The 20977-nt window shown below is 28.6% G+C and carries 22 protein-coding genes and 5 tRNA genes; 8 read left to right on the plus strand and 19 right to left on the minus strand.

The window, feature by feature from the left end; all coding sequences use genetic code 11:
* Positions 1-8 precede the first annotated feature (8 nt).
* The 12 genes from rplK to mraY form a co-directional block, all read right to left on the minus strand.
* Positions 9-434, minus strand: a complete 426-nt coding sequence (gene rplK / locus ACAN_RS11610) for a 50S ribosomal protein L11 (RefSeq protein WP_079576824.1) — start codon at positions 432-434, stop codon at positions 9-11.
* Positions 435-532: 98 nt separating this feature from the next.
* Positions 533-1060, minus strand: coding sequence for a transcription termination/antitermination protein NusG (gene nusG / locus ACAN_RS11615; protein WP_079576823.1), 528 nt, complete (start codon positions 1058-1060; stop codon positions 533-535).
* Positions 1061-1068: 8 nt separating this feature from the next.
* Positions 1069-1251: a preprotein translocase subunit SecE gene (gene secE, locus ACAN_RS11620; RefSeq protein ID WP_079576822.1), complete on the minus strand. Its 183-nt coding sequence runs from the start codon at positions 1249-1251 to the stop codon at positions 1069-1071.
* Positions 1252-1328: 77 nt separating this feature from the next.
* A tRNA-Trp gene (locus ACAN_RS11625) sits at positions 1329-1404 on the minus strand.
* Positions 1405-1431: 27 nt separating this feature from the next.
* A complete protein-coding gene (gene rpmG, locus ACAN_RS11630) occupies positions 1432-1599 on the minus strand; it encodes a 50S ribosomal protein L33 (protein WP_079576821.1) in 168 nt (55 codons plus the stop codon).
* A gap of 10 nt (positions 1600-1609) precedes the next feature.
* Positions 1610-2818 carry an elongation factor Tu gene (gene tuf / locus ACAN_RS11635; protein ID WP_099334243.1) on the minus strand — a complete coding sequence of 403 codons (1209 nt, stop codon included), beginning with the start codon at positions 2816-2818 and terminating at the stop codon, positions 1610-1612.
* Positions 2819-3063: 245 nt separating this feature from the next.
* A tRNA-Gly gene (locus ACAN_RS11640) sits at positions 3064-3140 on the minus strand.
* An 11-nt stretch (positions 3141-3151) separates the two neighbouring features.
* Positions 3152-3236: transfer RNA gene (locus tag ACAN_RS11645), tRNA-Tyr, on the minus strand.
* Positions 3237-3296: 60 nt separating this feature from the next.
* Positions 3297-3374 (minus strand) — tRNA-Thr (locus ACAN_RS11650).
* 14 nt (positions 3375-3388) lie between these two features.
* Positions 3389-3464 (minus strand) — tRNA-Phe (locus tag ACAN_RS11655).
* 38 nt (positions 3465-3502) lie between these two features.
* Positions 3503-4678 (minus strand): UDP-N-acetylmuramoyl-L-alanine--D-glutamate ligase, encoded by a 1176-nt coding sequence (gene murD, locus ACAN_RS11660; RefSeq protein ID WP_099334242.1) that lies wholly within the window; start codon positions 4676-4678, stop codon positions 3503-3505.
* 29 nt (positions 4679-4707) lie between these two features.
* The gene (mraY, locus tag ACAN_RS11665) at positions 4708-5769 is read right to left on the minus strand and encodes a phospho-N-acetylmuramoyl-pentapeptide-transferase (RefSeq protein ID WP_099334241.1); all 1062 of its coding nucleotides are present in this window, start codon (positions 5767-5769) and stop codon (positions 4708-4710) included.
* A 94-nt stretch (positions 5770-5863) separates the two neighbouring features.
* On the opposite strand from mraY, the gene gpmI reads away from it, so the two are divergent.
* From gpmI to ACAN_RS11685, 4 genes are read left to right on the plus strand one after another with little or no spacing between them, the layout of a single operon-like run.
* Positions 5864-7339, plus strand: a complete 1476-nt coding sequence (gpmI, locus tag ACAN_RS11670; RefSeq protein ID WP_099334240.1) for a 2,3-bisphosphoglycerate-independent phosphoglycerate mutase — start codon at positions 5864-5866, stop codon at positions 7337-7339.
* Positions 7340-7348: 9 nt separating this feature from the next.
* Positions 7349-7729, plus strand: coding sequence for a response regulator (locus tag ACAN_RS11675; RefSeq protein WP_099334239.1), 381 nt, complete (start codon positions 7349-7351; stop codon positions 7727-7729).
* 2 nt (positions 7730-7731) lie between these two features.
* Complete coding sequence (locus ACAN_RS11680; RefSeq protein WP_099334238.1) at positions 7732-8430, plus strand: ATP-binding cassette domain-containing protein; 699 nt, start codon at positions 7732-7734, stop codon at positions 8428-8430.
* Position 8431: 1 nt separating this feature from the next.
* Entirely contained in the window at positions 8432-10435 is a 2004-nt protein-coding gene (locus ACAN_RS11685; protein ID WP_099334237.1) for a penicillin-binding protein 1A, read from the plus strand.
* 57 nt (positions 10436-10492) lie between these two features.
* Here the strand turns inward: ACAN_RS11685 and glnA are convergent, their stop codons facing one another.
* From glnA to ACAN_RS11710, 5 genes are all read right to left on the minus strand, one after another.
* A complete protein-coding gene (glnA, locus tag ACAN_RS11690; protein ID WP_079576813.1) occupies positions 10493-11920 on the minus strand; it encodes a type I glutamate--ammonia ligase in 1428 nt (475 codons plus the stop codon).
* Positions 11921-12024: 104 nt separating this feature from the next.
* On the minus strand, positions 12025-12825 hold the full coding sequence (locus ACAN_RS11695; RefSeq protein WP_099334236.1) for a histidinol-phosphatase: 801 nt from the start codon (positions 12823-12825) through the stop codon (positions 12025-12027).
* Positions 12822-14072 (minus strand): GGDEF domain-containing response regulator, encoded by a 1251-nt coding sequence (locus tag ACAN_RS11700; protein WP_099334235.1) that lies wholly within the window; start codon positions 14070-14072, stop codon positions 12822-12824. The genes ACAN_RS11695 and ACAN_RS11700 overlap by 4 nt, the downstream gene beginning before the upstream one ends.
* 2 nt (positions 14073-14074) lie before the next feature.
* Entirely contained in the window at positions 14075-14518 is a 444-nt protein-coding gene (locus tag ACAN_RS11705; RefSeq protein ID WP_099334234.1) for a molybdopterin synthase catalytic subunit, read from the minus strand.
* Positions 14519-14521: 3 nt separating this feature from the next.
* A complete protein-coding gene (locus ACAN_RS11710) occupies positions 14522-14743 on the minus strand; it encodes a MoaD/ThiS family protein (RefSeq protein WP_079576809.1) in 222 nt (73 codons plus the stop codon).
* A gap of 66 nt (positions 14744-14809) precedes the next feature.
* Here ACAN_RS11710 and ACAN_RS11715 point away from each other — a divergent pair, with 66 nt between their 5' ends.
* Together ACAN_RS11715 and ACAN_RS11720 are read left to right on the plus strand one after the other, a co-directional pair.
* Positions 14810-15472, plus strand: a complete 663-nt coding sequence (locus tag ACAN_RS11715; protein WP_099334233.1) for an MqnA/MqnD/SBP family protein — start codon at positions 14810-14812, stop codon at positions 15470-15472.
* Positions 15472-16257, plus strand: a complete 786-nt coding sequence (locus ACAN_RS11720) for an undecaprenyl-diphosphate phosphatase (RefSeq protein WP_099334232.1) — start codon at positions 15472-15474, stop codon at positions 16255-16257. The genes ACAN_RS11715 and ACAN_RS11720 overlap by 1 nt, the downstream gene beginning before the upstream one ends.
* Here the strand turns inward: ACAN_RS11720 and ACAN_RS11725 are convergent.
* Together ACAN_RS11725 and ACAN_RS11730 are read right to left on the minus strand one after the other, a co-directional pair.
* A complete protein-coding gene (locus ACAN_RS11725; protein WP_099334231.1) occupies positions 16219-17250 on the minus strand; it encodes a UDP-N-acetylglucosamine--N-acetylmuramyl-(pentapeptide) pyrophosphoryl-undecaprenol N-acetylglucosamine transferase in 1032 nt (343 codons plus the stop codon). The two genes, ACAN_RS11720 and ACAN_RS11725, sit on opposite strands and share 39 nt — an antisense overlap.
* Positions 17247-18476, minus strand: coding sequence for an FtsW/RodA/SpoVE family cell cycle protein (locus ACAN_RS11730; RefSeq protein ID WP_099334230.1), 1230 nt, complete (start codon positions 18474-18476; stop codon positions 17247-17249). Before ACAN_RS11730 ends, ACAN_RS11725 begins: the two co-directional genes overlap by 4 nt.
* Before the next feature lie 28 nt (positions 18477-18504).
* Between ACAN_RS11730 and ACAN_RS11735 the strand changes: the two genes are divergently transcribed.
* On the plus strand, positions 18505-20364 hold the full coding sequence (locus tag ACAN_RS11735) for a peptidoglycan D,D-transpeptidase FtsI family protein (RefSeq protein WP_099334229.1): 1860 nt from the start codon (positions 18505-18507) through the stop codon (positions 20362-20364).
* Between the two features lie 76 nt (positions 20365-20440).
* The gene (locus ACAN_RS11740) at positions 20441-20950 is read left to right on the plus strand and encodes a peptidylprolyl isomerase (RefSeq protein ID WP_099334228.1); all 510 of its coding nucleotides are present in this window, start codon (positions 20441-20443) and stop codon (positions 20948-20950) included.
* Positions 20951-20977 lie beyond the last annotated feature (27 nt).

Consider the following 20977-nt stretch of genomic DNA (forward strand, 5'->3'; position numbering starts at 1 on the left):
ATTAGAAATTATGCTTCTACTTCAATTCCCATTGATCTTGCTGAACCTGCAACAATTTTTGAAGCTTGTTCTTTATCATCAGTGTTTAAATCTGCAATTTTCATATCAACAATTTCTAAAACTTGTTCTTTAGTTAACTTTCCAATTTTATTTTTAAGTGGATTGTCACTACCTTTTTTAATTCCAGAAGCTTTTTTAATTAAGTCTGTCATAGGTGGTTGTTTTAACGTAAATGTAAAACTTTTGTCTGAGTAAACAGTAATTTCAACTGGAATATTAAATCCACTTTTATCTTTTGTTTTTTCATTAAATGCTTTACAAAATTCCATAATGTTAATACCTCTTTGACCTAATGCAGGTCCAACAGGTGGTGATGGATTTGCAGCACCAGCTGGTATTTGAAGTTTAAGTGTACCTTCTACTTTTTTAGCCATCTAAATTCCTTTTCTAAATTTGTTATAACCATAGGCATTAGGCAATAAAACTATAAAAGAAGCAAGTTTGTATTGCCTAATGCCTATAAATTATTTTTTTAAACTACTCTTTCTACTTGCGTATAAGAGATTTCTACTGGTGTATTTCTTCCAAAAATTGAAACATTAAGTTTCAATATTCCAGCAGTCATATCAAAATCTTCAACAATTCCATTGAAGTTTGCAAATGGTCCTTCATTGATTCTAACCATTTCACCTTCATCAAAAGATACTTTTGGTTTTGCAGCAGATCTATTATTAACTTTTTCTAAAATAAGATTAATATCTTTATCTGATAATGCAGTTGGTTTTTTTGATTCACCAATGAATCTTCCAACTTTTGGCATTGATTGAATTCTATGCCATAATGCAGTATCTAAATCAATTTTTGCAAAAGCATATGCTGGATATAATGGTCTTTCAACTATAACTTTTTTACTTTTTTTAATTTCAATTAAATCTTCAGTTGGAACTAGTACTTCAGCTATTTTATCATTTCCCATTTCATCAGCAAGTTTTTCTAAAGCTCTTTTTACTGTTAATTCACTACCTGAGTGAGTTTGAATTGCATACCATTTATGTGCCATTTTAATCCTTAATTCATTACTGAAGATAGGCTTAATGACATTACTGTATCAATTAGTGCTAAAAATAGTGTTATTACAGTAACAACAACAAATACAGATAAATATGCAGATCTGATTTGTTCTTTAATTGGAAAAATTACCTTAAACAGTTCATCTTTAGCATTTTTATAATAAGTTTTGAATTTATTCACAAGTGACTCCAGTATGTATTAAGCTATAAATTTTTTTAAAAAAAGTTTTTAACTACTTTCAAAAAAATTAATTATTATGGCAGGCCAGGAGGGACTCGAACCCCCAACCGTCGGATTTGGAATCCGGCGCTCTACCATTGGAGCTACTGACCTAAAAGTATAAAGAGATAAGTTAAAGTCCTAAGACTTTAACTTGATTTCTTTATGAATTGTGTGTTTTCTTAATCTTGGACTATATTTTTTAACCTCAAATTTCTCACTATGAGTTTTTGGGTTTTTCCAAGTAGTGTAGTTAATATCTCCACTCTCTTCGCATTTTAATCCAATTTTTATTCTAATCGCTGCCATTAATCAATCCTTATTCGATGATTTCTGCAACAACTCCAGCACCTACAGTTCTACCACCTTCTCTAATAGCAAACTTTGTACCTTTTTCTAGAGCAATTGGAGCAACTAATTCAACTGTCATTTCTACATTATCACCAGGCATAACCATTTCTACACCCTCTGGTAAATAAACTGAACCAGTCACGTCTGTTGTTCTTACATAAAATTGTGGTCTATATCCACTGAAAAACGGAGTATGTCTACCACCCTCTTCTTTTGAAAGGATATACACTTCACCTCTGAATTTAGTATGTGGAGTAATTGTTCCTGGCTTAACAAGAACTTGTCCTCTTTCTACTTCTTCTTTTTTGATACCTCTTAATAAAATACCACAGTTATCACCAGCTTCACCTTGTTCCATCTCTTTTCTGAACATTTCTACACCAGTTACTGTAGTTTTTTGAGTATCTTTCATCCCTACGATTTCAATCTCACCACCAACTTTGATAGTACCTTTTTCAATTCTACCAGTTACAACTGTACCTCTTCCTGGGATAGAGAATACGTCTTCTACAGGCATTAAGAAATCTTGGTCAATATCTCTTTCTGGAGTTGGAATATATTCATCAACTGCATCCATTAATGCAACGATTTTTTCACCCCAAGGACCAACATTACCAGCTTTTGCTTCTTCTAAAGCTTGGAATGCAGAACCAGCGATAATTGGAGTGTCATCACCTGGGAAATCATACTCAGATAATAATTCTCTAATTTCCATTTCAACTAGCTCTAACATCTCTTCTCTATCTTCTTCATCTAGTTGATCTTCTTTGTTCATAAATACAACGATATATGGAACACCAACTTGTTTAGATAATAGAATGTGCTCTCTTGTTTGAGCCATTGGTCCATCTGTTGAAGCAATTACTAAAATTGCACCATCCATTTGAGCAGCACCTGTAATCATGTTCTTAACATAATCGGCGTGACCTGGACAATCTACGTGTGCATAGTGTCTTTTGTCAGTTTCATACTCAATATGAGAAGTAGCAATTGTAATACCTCTATCTCTTTCTTCTGGAGCGTTATCGATTTGATCATAATCCATAAGCTGTCCACTACCTTTAACTGATAAAACTGCAGAAATTGCAGCTGTTAATGTAGTTTTACCATGGTCAACGTGACCAATAGTACCAATGTTAACATGCGGCTTGCTTCGTTCGAACTTTTCTTTTGCCATTGAAATTCCCCTTAAAGATTTAAAAATTCCCTCTGAGTAGATAAGCCTAAGGCTTCTCTATTCAGAGGGTTTATATTTATTTTTTTATTATAGCATACAGCTTAGAAATTGTGCTTAAGAAGGCATAACTTCTAAGCTGTATGAATTAAATTTGCATTATATCAAAAAAAAGATTACAGGGAGATTACATATTCAGAGTTATATACATGTGCTTATAACTCAGCTCCCAGTATCAATAAATTAAATGGAGCGGGAGACGAGACTCGAACTCGCGACAATCTGCTTGGAAGGCAGAAGCTCTAGCCAACTGAGCTACTCCCGCAATCATTTGCGTGGTGGTGAGAGAAGGATTTGAACCTTCGAAGCCATAGGCGGGAGATTTACAGTCTCCTGGATTTGACCACTCTCCAACCTCACCGTTGAAAATTATTAATCTGGTCAAGCGCTGATCTTTAAAAGACTACGCACGACAATAAAATGGAGCTGGTGAAGGGACTCGAACCCCCGACCTGCTGATTACAAATCAGCTGCTCTAGCCAAGCTGAGCTACACCAGCGTCCTAAATTTACATGGTGGCGCGGGGCAGAATCGAACTGCCGACACAAGGATTTTCAGTCCTTTGCTCTACCGACTGAGCTACCGAGCCATTTCGTAAATTGGAGTGAAATTATACACAGTAGTTTATTAATATTTGCTTAAACTATTAACAAGTTCTTTAAAAAGTTTTCCTCTATGTGCATATGAAGTAAATTGGTCCAAAGATGAAGCAGCTGGTGAAAGCATTACAATATCGTTTTCTTGGTAGTTCCTATCTATTTTTTTTACTGTATTCTCAAGGTCATTTGTTTTGTTACACTTAAGTAAATATTTTTTTGATAAAGCTAATATTCTTTTATAATTGCTTCCTATTGCATAAATCTCAATATTTTTATCTTTTAAGAAGACAAATAAAGGTTCTATATTTGCGCCTTTATCATCTCCTCCTAATATTAAATGTATTTTTCTATTATCGTATGATTTTAAGGCATTTATTGTAGCATCAATATTAGTTGCTTTGCTATCATTAATCCAAAGCCTATTTTTACTATCATAAAACTCTTCTACTTTATGTTCATCTACTTTATAAAGATTTATTTTTTCATAATCACACTCATCAAAAATAATCTTCTTACAAGCTAAGGCTAAGATAGCATCTAATAAAAATGGTTCTTTAAAATCAATTTTTGATTTTTCAATATTTAATTTATCGGCAAGTTCAGAGCTATCATTATATGTAATTAAAGTTGCATTAGTTTTATAATTTTCAAACTCTTTTGGAACAATTGCAACTTCACCCTCATTCATAAAATCAAGTGGCTTAAGCTTACTATTTTTATACTCTTCAAAACTACCATGCCATGTTATATGATCTTCACTAATTGGTAAAAGTATATAAAGATTAGGTTTTGCTTTATTTGTATAATGTAAGGTAAAAGAAGAAGTTTCTAAAATCCATATTTTAGATTTTTTATCTAATTTTGCAATTGGTGTTCCAATATTACCACCAGATACACTTCCATACTCTTTTAATAAATGCTGGCACATCTGTGTTGTAGTAGTTTTTCCATTTGTACCACTTATCCATATTGAAAAAGGCATACTCTCATATAAAAAGTCATAATCACTCATAATATTAATTGAGTTTTTGACCATTTTATTATAAGGAGGAATACCAGGACTTACAATAGTTACTTCATTGCTGTTAATATCATATTCATTAAAATTATTATCATCATAAAGAGTTACATTATCAAACTCTTCATTAATAGCTTGTGCTGTAATTCCTTTTCCAAGTACTCTTATTTTTTCATTTAATTTCATTTATAATTACCTTAACTATATATAATTTACTATCTAATCTTAAGACTCATTAATGCTATTAAATTAGTCATAAATGATATTATCCAAAATCTTACAATAATTTTATTTTCTTTCCAACCTTTTTGTTCAAAGTGGTGATGAATAGGTGCCATAAGAAAAACTCTTTTTTTTCTTAGTTTATATGAACCAACTTGTAAAATAACAGATGCTGTTTCTAAAACGAAAATAAAGCCAATTAAAAGTAAAAGGATTTCAGATTTTCCAACAATTGCCATATATCCCATAAATGCACCAATTGGCAAGCTACCGCTATCTCCCATGAAAATTTGTGCAGGATGAGAGTTGTACCATAAAAATGCTATAAGAGAACCAATCATACAAGCACCTAATATTGCAAGTTCACCTGTTAATTTTATATTTGGCAATAATAAATATGAAGATAATATTGCATGCCCTGTAATATAAATAATTGTAGATAATGTAAAAAAAGCCAATATCGAGGGAACAGTAGCTAAACCATCTAATCCATCAGTTAAATTAACAGCATTTGAAGCAGCAATAATAACCAAAACCCAAAAAAATGTAATATAAAAACCAATATCAAATAAAGGCAATTTATAAAACGGAGTATAAGTTTCTGTAGTATGCCCATATAAATATAAAATTGCTACAATAATAATAGCTGAGACAATTTGTAGGATTAGCTTCATTCTTGCAGATAATCCTGCATCATTTTTCATATTTGATATTTTTGCATAATCATCTTTTATTCCAATTAATGAAAAAAGACCTAAAGTAAGTAAGCCCCCTACCACATAAAAATTATTTAGCTTAATAGTTAAAATTGTAGCAATAATTGTAGAAAATATGAAAACTAAGCCACCCATAGTTGGCGTACCTACTTTTGTTTGATGAGATTCAGGTGCATATTCATAAATTGGTTGAGATGCTTTTTTTGCTCTTGCCCACCTGATAAATTTTGGTAGAAAATACATAGTTAAAAAAAATGATATAAAAAAACCTATCCCCGCTCGAACAGAGATATACTGAAAAATATTAATGTCTAGGTGTCTATAAAACCAGTAAAACAAAATTAAACCTTAGTTTGGATATAATCGAGCGATTATATTATATATTACCAAATATTTAGATAAATTTTTACTTGGAAAATAAAAAAGGTTTAAAATGACACAAAAGACTATTCTTGTAATTACCGATGGAATTGGACACAATAATTCTGATAAATATAATGCATTTACAAATGCAAATACTCCCACTTATAATTATTTATTTAAAAATGTTCCTTACTCTTTAATTCATACACATGGAAATTTTGTTGGTCTTCCCAATGGACAAATGGGAAATAGTGAAGTAGGTCATATGACAATTGGTAGTGGTAGAGTTTTATATCAAGATTTAGTAAAAATAAATTTAGCTATTAAAGATGATACATTAAAAGATAATGAAATTTTAAAAAATACAATTGAATCATCAAATGATATTCACCTTCTTGGTTTAGTAAGTGATGGAGGAGTTCATTCACATATTAATCATATTATTGAAATGGCTAAAATTGCTTACTCTTTTAATAAAAAAGTTTTTATTCATATAATTACAGATGGAAGAGATGTATCTTTTAATTGTGCAGCTAAGTATATTAAACAAATAAACTCTATATGCAATGAAAATATAAAAATTGCAACTATTTCAGGAAGATACTACTCAATGGATAGAGATAATAGATGGGAAAGAGTAAAAAAAGCTTATGATGCAATAACATTTGCAAAACCAAAAACTTCAAGTAATATTTTAGATTATTTGGCAAACTCATATGAAAATGAGATTTTTGATGAGTTTATAGAACCAACTGCATTTGAATCATTTGAGGGAATTAATAATAATGATGGAATAATCTTTTGTAACTTTAGAAGTGATAGGATGAGAGAGATTTCATCTGTTTTTGCAAAAGAAGAATTCAGTGAATTTAAAAGAAAAGATTTGAATCTAAATTTAGCAACAATGACTCAATATGATAAAAACACTCCAATTCCAGTTTTATTTCCTAAACAAACACCTAAAAACACTCTTGCAGATGTAATTTCAAGTGCAGGATTAACTCAACTTCACACAGCAGAAACAGAAAAATATGCCCATGTTACATTCTTTTTTAATGGAGGAGTTGAAGAACCTGTTGAAAATGAATCTAGAGTATTAATACCCTCACCAAATGTAGCAACTTATGACCTAAAACCAGAAATGAGCGCACCAGAAGTTTCAAAAACAGTAAGAAAAGCAATGGATGAAAACAATGATTTTATTGTAGTAAATTTTGCAAATGGTGACATGGTTGGTCATACAGGAAACTATGAAGCAGCAATAAAAGCTGTTGAGGCTGTTGATCAAGAGCTTGGTTTAATAGTTGAAAAAGCAAAAGAAAAAGGTTATAATTTAATATTGACAAGTGACCATGGAAATTGTGAAGAAATGAAAGATAAAGAGGGTAAAACTTTAACAAATCACACTGTAGGAGATGTATACTGTTTTGTTTTAGCAAATGGTGTTTCAAAAGTAAATACAGGAGGATTAAATAATATTGCTCCAACTGTTTTAAAACTTATGAAACTAGAAATTCCAAGCGAAATGGATACTCCACTAATTTAAAGGTATAAAATGGCATTAAATGAAATTAAAGCAGATTTAAAAAAGTTAGATATATTAATTGTTGAAGATGGTAAAGATATTATAAATATCATGCACCGAACTTTTAAAATGGTTGTAAACAATATTGACTTAGCTTCTAATGGAAGTGAAGCTTTGTTACATTACAAAAAAAATAAACCTGATTTAATTTTAACTGATATTAGAATGCCTCATATGGATGGAAATGAATTTATAAAAAAGATAAGACAAATAGATTCTAAAATACCAATAATAGTAATAACTGCATATGAAGAAGATTTAAAAGATGAAGATAGAAAATTAGTAAATGCAATATTTCCAAAACCAATAAATTTTATTTCATTAATAAACAAAATAGATGAACTAATTTAAAGATGTCTAAAGTAATAAACATAAATAGATTAAAAATAGAATTAAAAAAAGATATATTATTAGATTTGAGTTTTAAGATAAAAAATACTACAGCATTAATAGGTGAAAGTGGAAGTGGAAAATCATTGACACTAAAAACTATTTTAAATCTTCTTCCTAAAAACTTATCTGCAGATTTTGATTATAGTTCAGATTTTGAGTTAAATTATAATAATATTGGTTTTATTCCACAAAATCCTTTTACATCACTTTCACCAATGACAAAAATAAAAAATCAATTTTTTTGTAAAAAAGAGTCAATGCTTTTAGCTTTAAAAAAAGTTGGTCTTGATTCATGGGTTTTAGAAAGATTCCCAAATCAATTAAGTGGCGGGCAATTACAAAGAGTAGTTATAGCAATAGCAATAAGTAAAAAGATAAAACTACTACTTCTTGATGAACCAACAACTGCCCTTGATGAAAAAAATAAAAAAATGATAATTGATTTAATAAAACAATTAGCTACTGAGTTTAATTTAACATTGTTATTTATTACACATGATATAGACTCAATTAAAGATTTATGTGAAAATATGATAATTATAAAAAAAGGTAAGATTATACAAGATGGAAAAACTAATGAAATCTTACAAAATCCAAATAATGAATATACTAAAACTTTAATTGAGTCTAATTTTAAAACTAGAAAATTTAGGAAATAATATGAAATATATTTTAAGCTTATTTACAATAATAGCACTTGCAATTTGTGCATGGCTACTATATTTGTATTCACATATAAGATTTGAGCTTGACAAAGTGATTAATTATAATCCAAGGCTAACAACACAAATTTTTGATAAAGATGGGAAACTAATTTCAAATTTATTTTCAAAAGAAAACAGATTATATGTAAACTATGATGAAATACCTGCAAGAGTAATTGAGGGATTAGTTGCTATTGAAGATACACATTTTTTTGAACATAATGGAATAAACCCAGATGCAATAAGTCGAGCAATTATAAAAGATATAAAAGCTGGAGCATTAGTTGAGGGAGCAAGTACACTTACACAACAGTTAATAAAAACTTTAATATTAACAAGAGAGAAAAAAATTGTTAGAAAAATAAAAGAGGTTTTACTAGCTTTAAAACTTGAAACAGTTCTTTCAAAAGAAGAAATTTTAGAAAGATATTTAAATCAAGTCTATTTTGGTCATGGTTATTATGGTATTAAAACTGCTGCAAAAGGATATTTTAATAAAGAATTATATGAACTGAATTTAAAAGAGATAGCAATACTAGTAGGACTACCACGAGCTCCAAGCTTTTATGATCCTACTAGAAACTTAAAGTTTTCATTAGCAAGAGCGAACCAAGTTATACAAAGAATGAATACATTAGGCTGGATAAATGCTAAAGAGTATGAAGAAGCCATGAAAAGTACTCCTAAAATATATGATAAAACACTTACTCAAAATAAAGCACCATACATAGTTGATTATGTGTTAAAAACTTTAAAAGATGAAGTTAAAGATATAAAAACAGGTGGTTACAAAATAAATTTAACTGTTGATTTGGATGCTCAAAGAATTGCAAAAGAAGGACTTAATAAAGCCCATGAAAAGATTTTAAAAAGAGATGAATATTTTAGAAATTTAAACAAAAAAAGAGGGATTGAAAAAGAGTATGATGAACAAGGTAATGAATTAAGCGAAGATAGATTTGTAGAAAATTTAAATGGCTCTTTTATTTCAATGGAAAATAGCACAGGAAAAATATTAGCAATGGTAGGAGGACTTAACTATAAAGATTCAAATTTTAATAGAGTAGTTCAAAGTAAAAGACAACCAGGTTCTGCAATTAAACCTTTTATTTATCAAGCTGCTTTAAATATGGGTTATTCTCCTGCAAGTAAAATTGCTGATATTAGTAGAACATATGAATATAAAGTTGAAGATTCAGAAGAAACAAAAAAATGGAAACCAAAAAACTATGGAGGAAAATATAAAGGTTTAATTAGTTTAAGAGAAGCATTACTTTATTCAAGAAACCTTGCAACAATTAATTTAGTAACAGATATTGGAATTGATGTAGTTTACAGTACTTTAAAAGATTATGGTTTTACTAATATGCCTTATGATTTGACAATAACATTAGGCTCATTTGTTATTTCTCCTTTTGACTTATCACAAGCTTATTCAATTATTTCAAATGATGGTACAGAAGTTAAGCCTTATATTATTAACTCAATAAAAAATAGAAATGGAACAATTATTAACTTTGAACCAGAAAAAAGATATGTTATCAGCCCAGAACAAGCTTTTTTAACAAAAGATATTATGCATGATACTGTAATAAGAGGAACAGGTAAAAGAGCAAAAGTTGAAGGACTTGACCTTGCAGGGAAAACAGGAACTACAAATAATAATATTGACGCTTGGTTTTGTGGATTTTCACCATCTATTCAAACAATTGTATGGTTTGGAAATGATAATAATGTACCAATGAGAAGAAGTGAAACAGGTGGAATTGCTGCAATTCCAGCATTTAAATATTTTTATGAAAATTATTTAAAGTTACATCCAGAAATAAAAAGAGAGTTTGAAAAACCAGATGGTGTAAGAACTTCTATAATTAATGGAAAAAAAGAGTACTATACAAATACTTCAAAATTACCTACTAATTCAATAGATATTCCAAAAGAGAATCAAATACAATTTTAATAAAAAAAAAGCTTGAAAGATAAACTTTCAAGCCTTTTATATTCTATAATTATAATATTAACAAGAGTATGTTGATTTAAATTCAAATGCTGTTGGTCTAGACTCATCTGGCCAAACTTGTGTTTCAAACTTATAGTGTTGATAAATATCAATCATATCTTGAGTAAATACTGGTTGTAAAAACTCATTATCTCTAATTAGTGCTTCTAATGATCCTCTTAAAGTGTGTGGCATTTGAGGAATTTTTCTTTGTCTAATTTCATCTAAAGACAGTTCATATAAATCATCATCCATAGGTCCAATAGGCTCATATTTATTTTTAATACCATCTAATCCTGCACATAACATCGCAGCAAAAGCTAAATATGGACAAGCAGTTGAATCTGGGAATCTCATCTCAATTCTAGTTGCTTTTTCTCCAGCTCCATATGGTATTCTACAAGAAGCTGATCTATTTTGTGAAGAATAAGTTAAAATTGATGGTGCTTCAAATCCTGGAACTAATCTTTTATAAGAGTTTGTTGATGGATTTGTAAATGCAGCAACTGCTCTTGCATGTTTGAAAATTCCTCCAACATAATGTCTAGCCATCTCTGAAAGATTACCATACTCACCCTCTTTATAAAATAGGTTTTTCCCATCTTTCCAAATTGATTGATGTACATGCATACCATTTCCATTATCACCAAATAATGGTTTTGGCATAAATGTAGCAGTTTTACCATTTAAGTGTGCTACCATTTTTATAACATATTTATATTTTTGTACATTGTCTGCTGCTTCAATTAAATCACCAAATACAATCCCAATTTCACCTTGACCTTGTGCAACTTCATGGTGTCCAAGTACAACTTCTAGTCCAACTTGTTTTAATACTTGCATCATCTCAGCTCTTAAATCAACCATTGAATCTGTTGGTTGCACTGGAAAGTATCCACCTTTTGTTCTTGGTCTATGACCTGTATTTCCTACTTCGTAATCTGTATCATCAGACCAGCATCCCTCTTCTGTATCAACTCTATAATAAGACTCATTAATATCATCTCTAATTTTTACATCATCAAATACAAAGAACTCATTTTCTGGTCCAAAATATGCTACATCACCAACACCTGATTCACTTAAATGCACTAGTGCTTTTTTAGCAATTGATCTTGGACATTTTTCATACATTTGACCTTTATAAATATCAAATACATCACAAATTACAATAATAGTTGGATCTGCTGTAAATGGATCTAAAAATGCTGTATCTACATCTGGTTTTAAGATCATATCTGATTTGTTAATTGGTTGCCATGCATCAACTGATGAACCATCAAAAGGCATTCCACTTTCTAATTGTTCTGCTGTTACTGCGTCCATCATATATGTTAAATGATGCCACATACCTTTCATATCAGTGAATCTAAAATCAACAAATTCTACTTCATTTTCTTTACAAAAATCAAAAAATTCTTCTGTATTGTTTACAAACTTACCCATGTTTATAGCTCCTTAATTATTATTATATCCATTGTAGCAAAATAAAGAAAAAAGAAAATAAATTAATTGTATATTTTTTATACAGTTTGATATTTTTTAAACCTTTAAAACTCTACAAGCAATTTCTCTCTTTGCTTATAAATAGCGCATTTAGTATATCCAACACTTTTTGCAAGTGAAACTACCTCATCATAACAATATCCAACCTGCTCAAGTGCATGTGCATCAGAACTAAATGTAATATCAATATCTAATTCATAAGCTAATTGTAATAACTCCATACTTGGATATTGTTCTTTAATTGGTTTTCTAAATCCAGCTGCATTTATCTCTATTGTCATATTTGATTTTTTGATTTGTTTTAATGCTTCTAATGCTATTAGTTTTATATCTTTTTTTGGAAGGAATTTAAATACCTTAATCAAATCCAAATGTCCAACAATATCAAAATAAGATGTTTTTGCCATTAGTCTTATAGCATCAAAATAATCAATCCATATTGAGTCAATATCTTTGTTTTCATATTTTCCTATAAATTCTGGATTATCAAAGCCCCAAGGTAAACTATCATTTTTTGATTCTAAAAAATGCACAGAACCTATTAGATAATCAACTTTAGAATTTAGTATTTCATCAAGAATAGGAACACTTTGCATAAAATCAACTTCATATCCAAGTAATATATTTATATTATTAGAATATTTTTCTTTGTAATATCTAAGTGTTGATTCATAAAACTCTTTTTCAGTAAGTTTCATTCTATACTTTTCATCAAAATTCATAGGAGCATGCTCTGTAAAACCATAGTAATCAATTTTTAATTCTATTGCTCTTTTTATAAAATCTTCTACACTTCCTTGTGCATGATTACATAAAATAGTGTGATTGTGTAAATCTACTCTCATTTTCTGTACCTTATTTGATTTCTTCCTGCATCTTTTGCATTATATAATTGCTTATCTGCATTTTGCAACATTTCATCTAAAGAACTACATAAATTAAAACTACAACCAATTGATACAGTAAATGCTAATTTATGTATCCCTAAATCAATAGTATTGTTTTCAAACTCATCTTTTATCAATTCAAGTTTTGAAATTATCTCTTCTTCATCAACTTTATGAAATAAAATACAAAACTCCTCTCCACCTAATCTAACTAATATTTCATTATTATATAAAAATTGATTTAAGATTTTTGAAACTTCTTTTATTGCAATATCACCTATATCATGTCCATACGTATCATTTATATGTTTAAACTTATCAATATCAATTAAAGCAAGAGCAAATTTCTCTTTTTTCTCTTTAGCTTTTTTATAAAGAGATAATCCTTTACTAAAAAGATATCTTCTATTATACATATTTGTTAAGAAATCTTTATTTGCCCTATTTCTTAATTCATCAAAAAGCTCAATAAGTTCTAAATTTGATGCAAGTCTTACAAATAGTTCTTCTTGAGTAAATCCTTTATATAAAAAATCATTTGCTCCATACTTTAAAAATTTTGAAGCAGTGTTTTTTTCTTTTATAGCAGATGTAACAATAATTGACAATTCATCTTTGTTATATTTTTTTCTAATGTGTCTTACTAAATCTAAACCATTCATATGTGGCATTAAGTAATCAGTAAGCAAGAGTTTAATATCACTATTCTCTTCAAGTATTTCAAGTGCTTCTAAGCCATTACTTGCAGTAAAAACATTTAATCTATATTTTTCAATTTGTGATTTTGTAGTTTCTAAAAAAGTATTTGAATCATCTACTAATAATATTTTCGTTTTTTCGTTTTTTATAACTCTATTTATCACAGACAATGCATACTTAAAAGAATACATTCCATCTTTTACTACATAATCAACAATATTTTTACTTCTATTTTTTATCTCATCTTCTACAAGTGTAGAACCTGTAAGAATAATTATAGGGATATTAAACTTTGCTACAAAATCTACAATCTCACCATTTTCACTATCTGGTAAGCCCAAATCCAACAAAGCAACATCAAACTTACCTTTATACTCAAGTAAAATTTTTGCACACTCTTTTACTGATGAGCCAAGAACAGTTTTAAATCCAAACTGCTCTTTTATCATAAGACTTAAGCTACTAGCAACTGATTTGCTATCTTCAATAATTAAGACTCTTTTCATAATTAATGCAACAAACCAGCTCCAGTAATTGGAGTACTTCTATCTTCTGCATAAACTCTTTTACCATCTTTAATATCATATTTCCAAATAGGAGCATTAGCTTTAAAATCTTCTACAAATTCATCAATCATCTCAAGAGCTACTCTTCTTTTTGGAGAACAAACAGCAGCAATATATGAACTAGTATGATTTAAAACATCACCTTTACTATGCGCCATAAGCACAATTGCATTCTTTGCATTTGCTCTTTCCTGCCATGAATCAAACCATGATTTTAAGATTGGTTCATAAATATCAAAAGATAAGCCTTCAATATTATCTTCATCTCTTACAACACCTACAAAAGTAATAATTGCTCCATAATTAGAGTTTCTAAACTCATCATACCAAGAGTTTGTTATACTTTCAACAGGTAAACTACCCTCAAATAATTGCAAGTTCTGCATTTTTCACCCACCACATACAGGAGGTAATAATGAAATTTTATCCCCATCACTTAAAGGCATCTCTTTTGAAGAAACAAGTGTATCATTTACAGCGACTGCACATTTTTCAAGCCAAGAACTAACTTTTTCATCATCTTTTAAAATTTCACTTAATTGTGATAAATTTGAAATATCTAAATTCATTTTTTCTTTATTAATAGGTCCTAAGAACTCTACTTCAACCATTTTAACCCCTTATTTACCAATTTTTGAATATTATATCTAAAATAATTTAATTTTTAGGAAAAGAGAATGAAGTTCGCAAAGATAGATTTTATTAATTTATTACCTGTAACTGTATATATGAAAAAAAATATAAAATCAAACCAATTAAAAGCTATTATTGAATATAAAAAGTCTTATCCTTCTGCAATAAATAAAAAATTTAAAAAAAGATCAGTTGAATCTGCATTTATCTCTTCAATTGCATCAAGAGGTGAAAAATCCTTAGATTATGGAATTATTGCAAGAGATGAAGTTACATCAGTATTATTAGTACCAGGTGTTTATTCAAAAGATTTTCAAAGTGATACATCAAACGCACTTGCAAAAGTATTAGATTTACAAGGACAAGTAATTATTGGAGATAAAGCATTGAAATTTTTCCACGAAAATGACAAAAACAGCTTTATTGATTTAGCAAAAGCATGGCAAGATAAATATAATCTTCCTTTTGTTTTTGCAAGATTATCATATAACAAAAATGGTAAATTATTAAAAAAAACCATGAAAAACTTTAATAAAAGACATATTAAAATTCCCCAATATATTTTAGAAAAGTATGAAAAACGCTCAGGAATCTCAAAAAAGAATATCTTAGAATATTTAACAAAAATAGATTATGATATTGGCATAAAAGAGAAACTTGCACTAAAGCTATTTTTTAAATTAACAAAAGAAAAAGGTATTAAATAATGACAGTTTTTGATTCAATTATTTTAGGTATTATAGAAGGGTTTACAGAGTTTTTGCCAATTTCATCTACAGGACATTTAATTGTAGCAAGTGAGTTTTTAAATTTGGAGCAAAATAGTATAAATAAAGCATACGAAGTAATAATACAATTTGCTGCTATTTTAGCAGTTATATTAAATTATCCAGATAAATTCAATACAAAACATATAAATTTATGGAGTAAAATATTTATTGCATTTCTTCCAATTGCTGCAATTGGATTTTTATTCGCTTCATATGTAAAAGCAATGTTTACAATTGAAATTGTTGCATATATGTTCATTGTAGGTGGAATAGTATTTTTAATTGTTGAAAAGTTTTATGATGAGAGTCAACATACAGTATCAAATGTAGAAGATGTATCTTTTAAACAAGCTTTATATATAGGTCTTGCTCAAATTTTTGCACTAATTCCAGGTACAAGTAGAGCAGGAGCTAGTATTATAGGTGCTATGCTTGTAGGATTAAATAGAAAAGCAAGTGCAGAGTTCTCTTTTTTACTTGCTTTTCCTGTAATGTGTGCAACAACCGGATATGATTTATTAAAACACCATGATCAACTACTACAATCTTCAAACTTATTAAATTTAGCAGTTGGCTTTGTTGTTGCTTTTTTTGTTGCTTTTTTAACAATAAAACTGTTTTTAAAATTCCTAGAAAACTTTACATTTGTAAGTTTTGGTATTTATAGAATTGTTTTTGGGATACTACTTTTGATTATTCTCAATAATAACATCAACTATTGATTCAATGGCATTATAGCCTATTGAATCAATTAAGCCTTTACTCATTGACTTAATATCTGCTTTTAAAATCTTATCAATTATTTCAGGTTTTAGGTTTCTTTCTCTACAAACAAAACATAGTTTTTTATCTTTTAAAAACTTCGCATTATAATATTGATGATCTTTTGCAGCATAGGGATAAGGAACAAATAAAGTAGGCAATGAGTTTGCTGCAAGTTCCCAAAGAGTAGATGCTCCACTTCTACTTATTGCAAAATCTGCTAAACTCATCTTTTTTGAAATATCATCAGTAAAATCAAAAACATCAACATCTAAATTTAATTCATCATATTTATTTTTTACTCTTTGGAAATCTGCTTTGCCTGTTTGATGAATAATTTTAATACCTAATTCATCTAATCTTAAAGCAACACTTAAAGCAAAATCATTTATTGCTCTTGCACCTTGAGAACCACCTAAAAATATAATTGTTTCAATTTCATGTCTAACCCTTGCATTATCAAAAAATTCACTTGATACTGGATAATCTTTTATCTTTGAATCATCAATATATGAAGAGAAAACTTCAGTTGCAAATCTACTTGTTATTTCATTTAATTTACCCATTTTAGAGTTTTGTTCATGTATATAAAGCTTACAACCTAAAGATAATACAGAAGCGAAAGTAGCAGGGGCTGCTGAAAAACCTCCTACTGAAATTACAGTTTTTACTTCTGCTTTATCAAAAATATTTAAGCAGTGATTTACCTCTTTTACTATTTGCAAGATTGCTTTTAATTTCCCTATTAGATTTTTGTCTACAACACCTTTTGTATTTAAAAAAAATGCTTTTTTTACTTTTCTTTCATTTTTAAACCATTGTTCATCTTGACCTGTTGTAGATCCAATAAATATTGCAGATATACCTCTTTTATGAAACTCATCAACAAATGCTTTAGCAACTTTTAGATGTCCTCCTGTTCCTCCACCTGTTATTACTACTGTTCCTTTCATGTACTCTTTCTCTCCTTTTTTACTGTTCTACTAATTGATAAAACTAAACCTATTGATATTGCCATGGAAAGCATTGATGAACCTCCATAACTTAAAAATGGTACTGCTATACCTTTAATTGGAATTATTCCTGAAATACCATATGAATTAATCAAAAAGGCAATTACTATCATAAGTGCAATTGCTAAAGAAAATAGATGATAAATAGGATTATCTACTCTTCTACTAATTATAAATATTCTCCATACAATAGAAAAAAGAATTATTATAATAAATAACAATCCAACTAAGCCTATTTCTTCCATTATACCAGCTAATACAAAGTCTGTGTGAACTTCTGATAAAAAGCCTAATTTAATATCTCCTAAGGATATTCCTTGACCAAAAAAACCACCATTATGTATAGCATTTAATGAGTGCGAAACTTGATAAGGCTCTGGTAATTCATCTATTCTTAAATAGTTATCAACCCAATGGGGCATGATTGATAATATTCCATCTTGATTCATTGCCCACCATGAATATATTCTATTAATTCTATGGGGAGCTGATACTATTAATAAAACAAAAGCAATTAAAGCACTAGCGCCTAAAGACAAGAAAACTTTAAAACTTCTATTTGCAAATACTAAAAGTACAATTAATATTAAAGCTAAAAGTACAACTTGTCCTAAATCTTTTTGCAAAAATGCAACTATAAAAACCACAAGTAAAAATGCACCAAAATATGGAGCTAATAATAAAAGTTCATCTTTTAACGTCATTTTCTTTGGCATTACCATAACACGCCTATGAAAAGACCATGATAAAAAATAGATAAATCCAACTTTAAAAAACTCCACAGGTGATAATGAAAAACCAGGAAGTCTAATCCACCTATTAGCTCCTCCACTTTCAGTTACTAAACTTGAGGGAAGAAAAGGCATTACAGCCATTAATAAAAAAAATATAATAAACAATGACATACCAATAACTCCAACTATCTTATCTGGATTTATCAATGAAAGTGTCCACATTAAAAGAATTGAAACTACTCCAACAAATAGTTGTCTTAAAAAAAAGTGGAATTGGTTATATCCAAAATATTCAACTGTATAAATAGTTAAAGAGTATGAAAATATTATACTTAATATAATCAAAACAGCTACTAATAAAAAAAGTATGTAATCAGGCTGAATATTTGTATTTTGTTTTTTGGGTTTAATCTTATTTCTGCTAAAATTCATCTCCTATTATAATATATAATGGATAAATATGACTTCAAAAAAAATCGAAAATATTAATAAAACAAAAAAAATTGTAATTTTATTTTTATTAATCTTATTATTTCTTATAATTTTAGTATTCTCTGTAGCTAACACAATAACAGATAAAAGAAGATTGCCTTCTTTACAAAGCTCAAAAAAAGAGTTAGCAGTAAGAGGAGATATAGTAAGTGCTGATAATTTTAAAATTGCTTCATCTAAAAAATTGTATAAAGCATCAATTGATACAAGATTTTTAGATCTTGATAAAAAAGAGTTATTTTTAAAACTATTCTCTATTTATAGCAATATTTCTTATTCAAAATTAAAAAGAAAAGTTGATGAATCTATAAATTATAAGCAAGGAAATTTAGTTTTATCATATAACATTGATGCTAGAACAGCAAAAAACTTAAAAGAGTTGGGTTTTAAACTTAGAAGATTAAAAGTCTTTAAAGCAATGAAAGTTGATGGAGGAAGAATTCTAAGAGGTTTAAGTATTATAGAAAGTGGTGAAAAAAGAATCTATTCTTATGAAAACACACTAACACCTGTTGTAGGATATATAACAAAATTTGAAACAGATGATGGAAAAACAAAAGTTAAAGGAATAAAAGGTTTAGAGAAAAAATATAATACAATTTTAAATAAAACAGAAGATGGTATTTTAAAAGGAAATCGTGATGTTCTTTCATATATTTCATTCAATAAAGATTCAATTATTAAAAAAAGGGAAGATGGAGCAAAACTTGTCTTAAATATTCCATTGAAACTACAAAAAAATATTGAGATGATACTTGATAGACACAAAGAGAAATTAAGCGCACAAGAGATTGTAGTTTCAATAATGAATAATAAAACAGGAGAAATACTTTCACTTGCATCATCAAATAGATTTAATCCTGAAAGTATAAAACAAGAAGATATTCCATCATTAAATGTAAATGCAATAGAATATCAATTTGAACCAGGCTCTGTTATAAAACCAATGGCAATTGCTTTAGTATTAGATAAAAATAGAGTTAAAAAAGATGAACTATTTTTTGCATATAATGAAGGAAAGGCAAACTCTAAAGGTGAATATAGAAGAGGAAGATATAAAATTGATAGATTTTATATCAAAGATGATCATAGATTTAAAAAACACTATTTAACACTAGATGATATTTTTATTTTTTCTTCAAATATTGGTACTTTACAATTAGCACAAAGATTAAAAGGTGCAGAAATATATGAAGGCTATAAAAGATTTGGATTTACAAGAAAAACAGGTATAGATCTTCCATATGAAAAAGTTGGTCAAATGCCTCCAGTTTATAAGTTAGCAGCAGGTGAAGATAAAGATAAAGACAATGCTTATAAAGCAACAGTATCATATGGACAAGGTATGACTTCTACTTTTATGCAAATAATGAAAGCATTTACTGTTTTTAATAATGATGGATACAGTATTACTCCAAGAATTGTTTCTTATTTAGAAATGGATTCAGGAAAATATAAACCTGATGATATATTAAAAGAAAAAGTAATTTCAAAAGAAGCAGCAAGTGAAGTAAAAAGAATGCTTATTAAAACAGTTACACATGGTACAGGAAGAAGTGCTCAAATAGATGGTCTTGAAATCGGAGGTAAAACAGGAACTGCAAAAGTTGCAAGAAGAGGAAATTATCAAAGAGAGTATATTTCATCTTTTTTTGGTTTTGTAAATGATAATCAAAACTCCTATACAGTAGGAGTAACTGTTTTTAGACCAAATTCAACAGGTAAATATTGGTATTACTATTATGCTGCACAATCTGCTGTCCCTGTATTTAAAGATATTATTAGCAATATGGTAAGCTTAAATTATTTAAAAAAACAAAACGAATAATATAGTTATTGAACTTTAAAAATAAATAGATATAATTCTTTGTTTAATTACTAAAATAACAATTTAAAGGAAATATATGTTTGGTTTTTCAAAAGAACTAAAAGAGTACAACTATTCACAAGAAGAGATGGATAGTTTTAAATATGCTAAAATCACAACTGAAAAAGGAACTATTTGGATTAAACTATTTAATCAAGAGACACCAAATACAGTTGCAAACTTTGCAACACTTGCTAAAGATAATTTTTATAACAACCTAACTTTTCATAGGGTAATAAAAGGATTTATGGCACAAGGTGGTTGTCCAAATGGAACAGGAACAGGTGGACCAGATTGGGCTATTGCTTGTGAAACAGATGCAGATAAACAAATTCATAAAAAAGGAAGTTTATCTATGGCTCATGCAGGGCCAAATACTGGTGGAAGTCAATTCTTTATTTGTTTTGATAGTTGTCCTCATTTAAATGGAGTTCATACAGTATTTGGAGAAATTGAAGATAATGATGAATCAAGTTTTGAAACACTTGATAATATTTCTCAAGATGATAAAATTATTTCTATTGAAATTAAAGAAGATAAAAACTAATTATAATATATACTAATATTGAAGGCT

Origin of the sequence: Malaciobacter canalis, from assembly GCF_008000835.1 — a bacterium.
Lineage (GTDB): Bacteria > Campylobacterota > Campylobacteria > Campylobacterales > Arcobacteraceae > Malaciobacter > Malaciobacter canalis.

Bases quoted from the DNA above. Each gene is read 5' to 3' on its own strand.
- ACAN_RS11675 (WP_099334239.1), top strand. From the start codon at position 7,349: ATGGCATTAAATGAAATTAAAGCAGATTTAAAAAAGTTAGATATATTA.
- tuf (WP_099334243.1), bottom strand. From the start codon at position 2,818: ATGGCAAAAGAAAAGTTCGAACGAAGCAAGCCGCATGTTAACATTGGT.
- ACAN_RS11730 (WP_099334230.1), bottom strand. From the start codon at position 18,476: ATGAATTTTAGCAGAAATAAGATTAAACCCAAAAAACAAAATACAAAT.
- ACAN_RS11700 (WP_099334235.1), bottom strand. From the start codon at position 14,072: ATGAAAAGAGTCTTAATTATTGAAGATAGCAAATCAGTTGCTAGTAGC.
- murD (WP_099334242.1), bottom strand. From the start codon at position 4,678: ATGAAATTAAATGAAAAAATAAGAGTACTTGGAAAAGGAATTACAGCA.
- ACAN_RS11725 (WP_099334231.1), bottom strand. From the start codon at position 17,250: ATGAAAGGAACAGTAGTAATAACAGGTGGAGGAACAGGAGGACATCTA.
- glnA (WP_079576813.1), bottom strand. From the start codon at position 11,920: ATGGGTAAGTTTGTAAACAATACAGAAGAATTTTTTGATTTTTGTAAA.
- rplK (WP_079576824.1), bottom strand. From the start codon at position 434: ATGGCTAAAAAAGTAGAAGGTACACTTAAACTTCAAATACCAGCTGGT.
- rpmG (WP_079576821.1), bottom strand. From the start codon at position 1,599: ATGGCAGCGATTAGAATAAAAATTGGATTAAAATGCGAAGAGAGTGGA.
- ACAN_RS11715 (WP_099334233.1), top strand. From the start codon at position 14,810: ATGAAGTTCGCAAAGATAGATTTTATTAATTTATTACCTGTAACTGTA.
- nusG (WP_079576823.1), bottom strand. From the start codon at position 1,060: ATGGCACATAAATGGTATGCAATTCAAACTCACTCAGGTAGTGAATTA.
- ACAN_RS11740 (WP_099334228.1), top strand. From the start codon at position 20,441: ATGTTTGGTTTTTCAAAAGAACTAAAAGAGTACAACTATTCACAAGAA.
- ACAN_RS11705 (WP_099334234.1), bottom strand. From the start codon at position 14,518: ATGCAGAACTTGCAATTATTTGAGGGTAGTTTACCTGTTGAAAGTATA.
- ACAN_RS11680 (WP_099334238.1), top strand. From the start codon at position 7,732: ATGTCTAAAGTAATAAACATAAATAGATTAAAAATAGAATTAAAAAAA.
- ACAN_RS11720 (WP_099334232.1), top strand. From the start codon at position 15,472: ATGACAGTTTTTGATTCAATTATTTTAGGTATTATAGAAGGGTTTACA.
- ACAN_RS11710 (WP_079576809.1), bottom strand. From the start codon at position 14,743: ATGGTTGAAGTAGAGTTCTTAGGACCTATTAATAAAGAAAAAATGAAT.
- ACAN_RS11735 (WP_099334229.1), top strand. From the start codon at position 18,505: ATGACTTCAAAAAAAATCGAAAATATTAATAAAACAAAAAAAATTGTA.
- gpmI (WP_099334240.1), top strand. From the start codon at position 5,864: ATGACACAAAAGACTATTCTTGTAATTACCGATGGAATTGGACACAAT.
- ACAN_RS11685 (WP_099334237.1), top strand. From the start codon at position 8,432: ATGAAATATATTTTAAGCTTATTTACAATAATAGCACTTGCAATTTGT.
- ACAN_RS11695 (WP_099334236.1), bottom strand. From the start codon at position 12,825: ATGAGAGTAGATTTACACAATCACACTATTTTATGTAATCATGCACAA.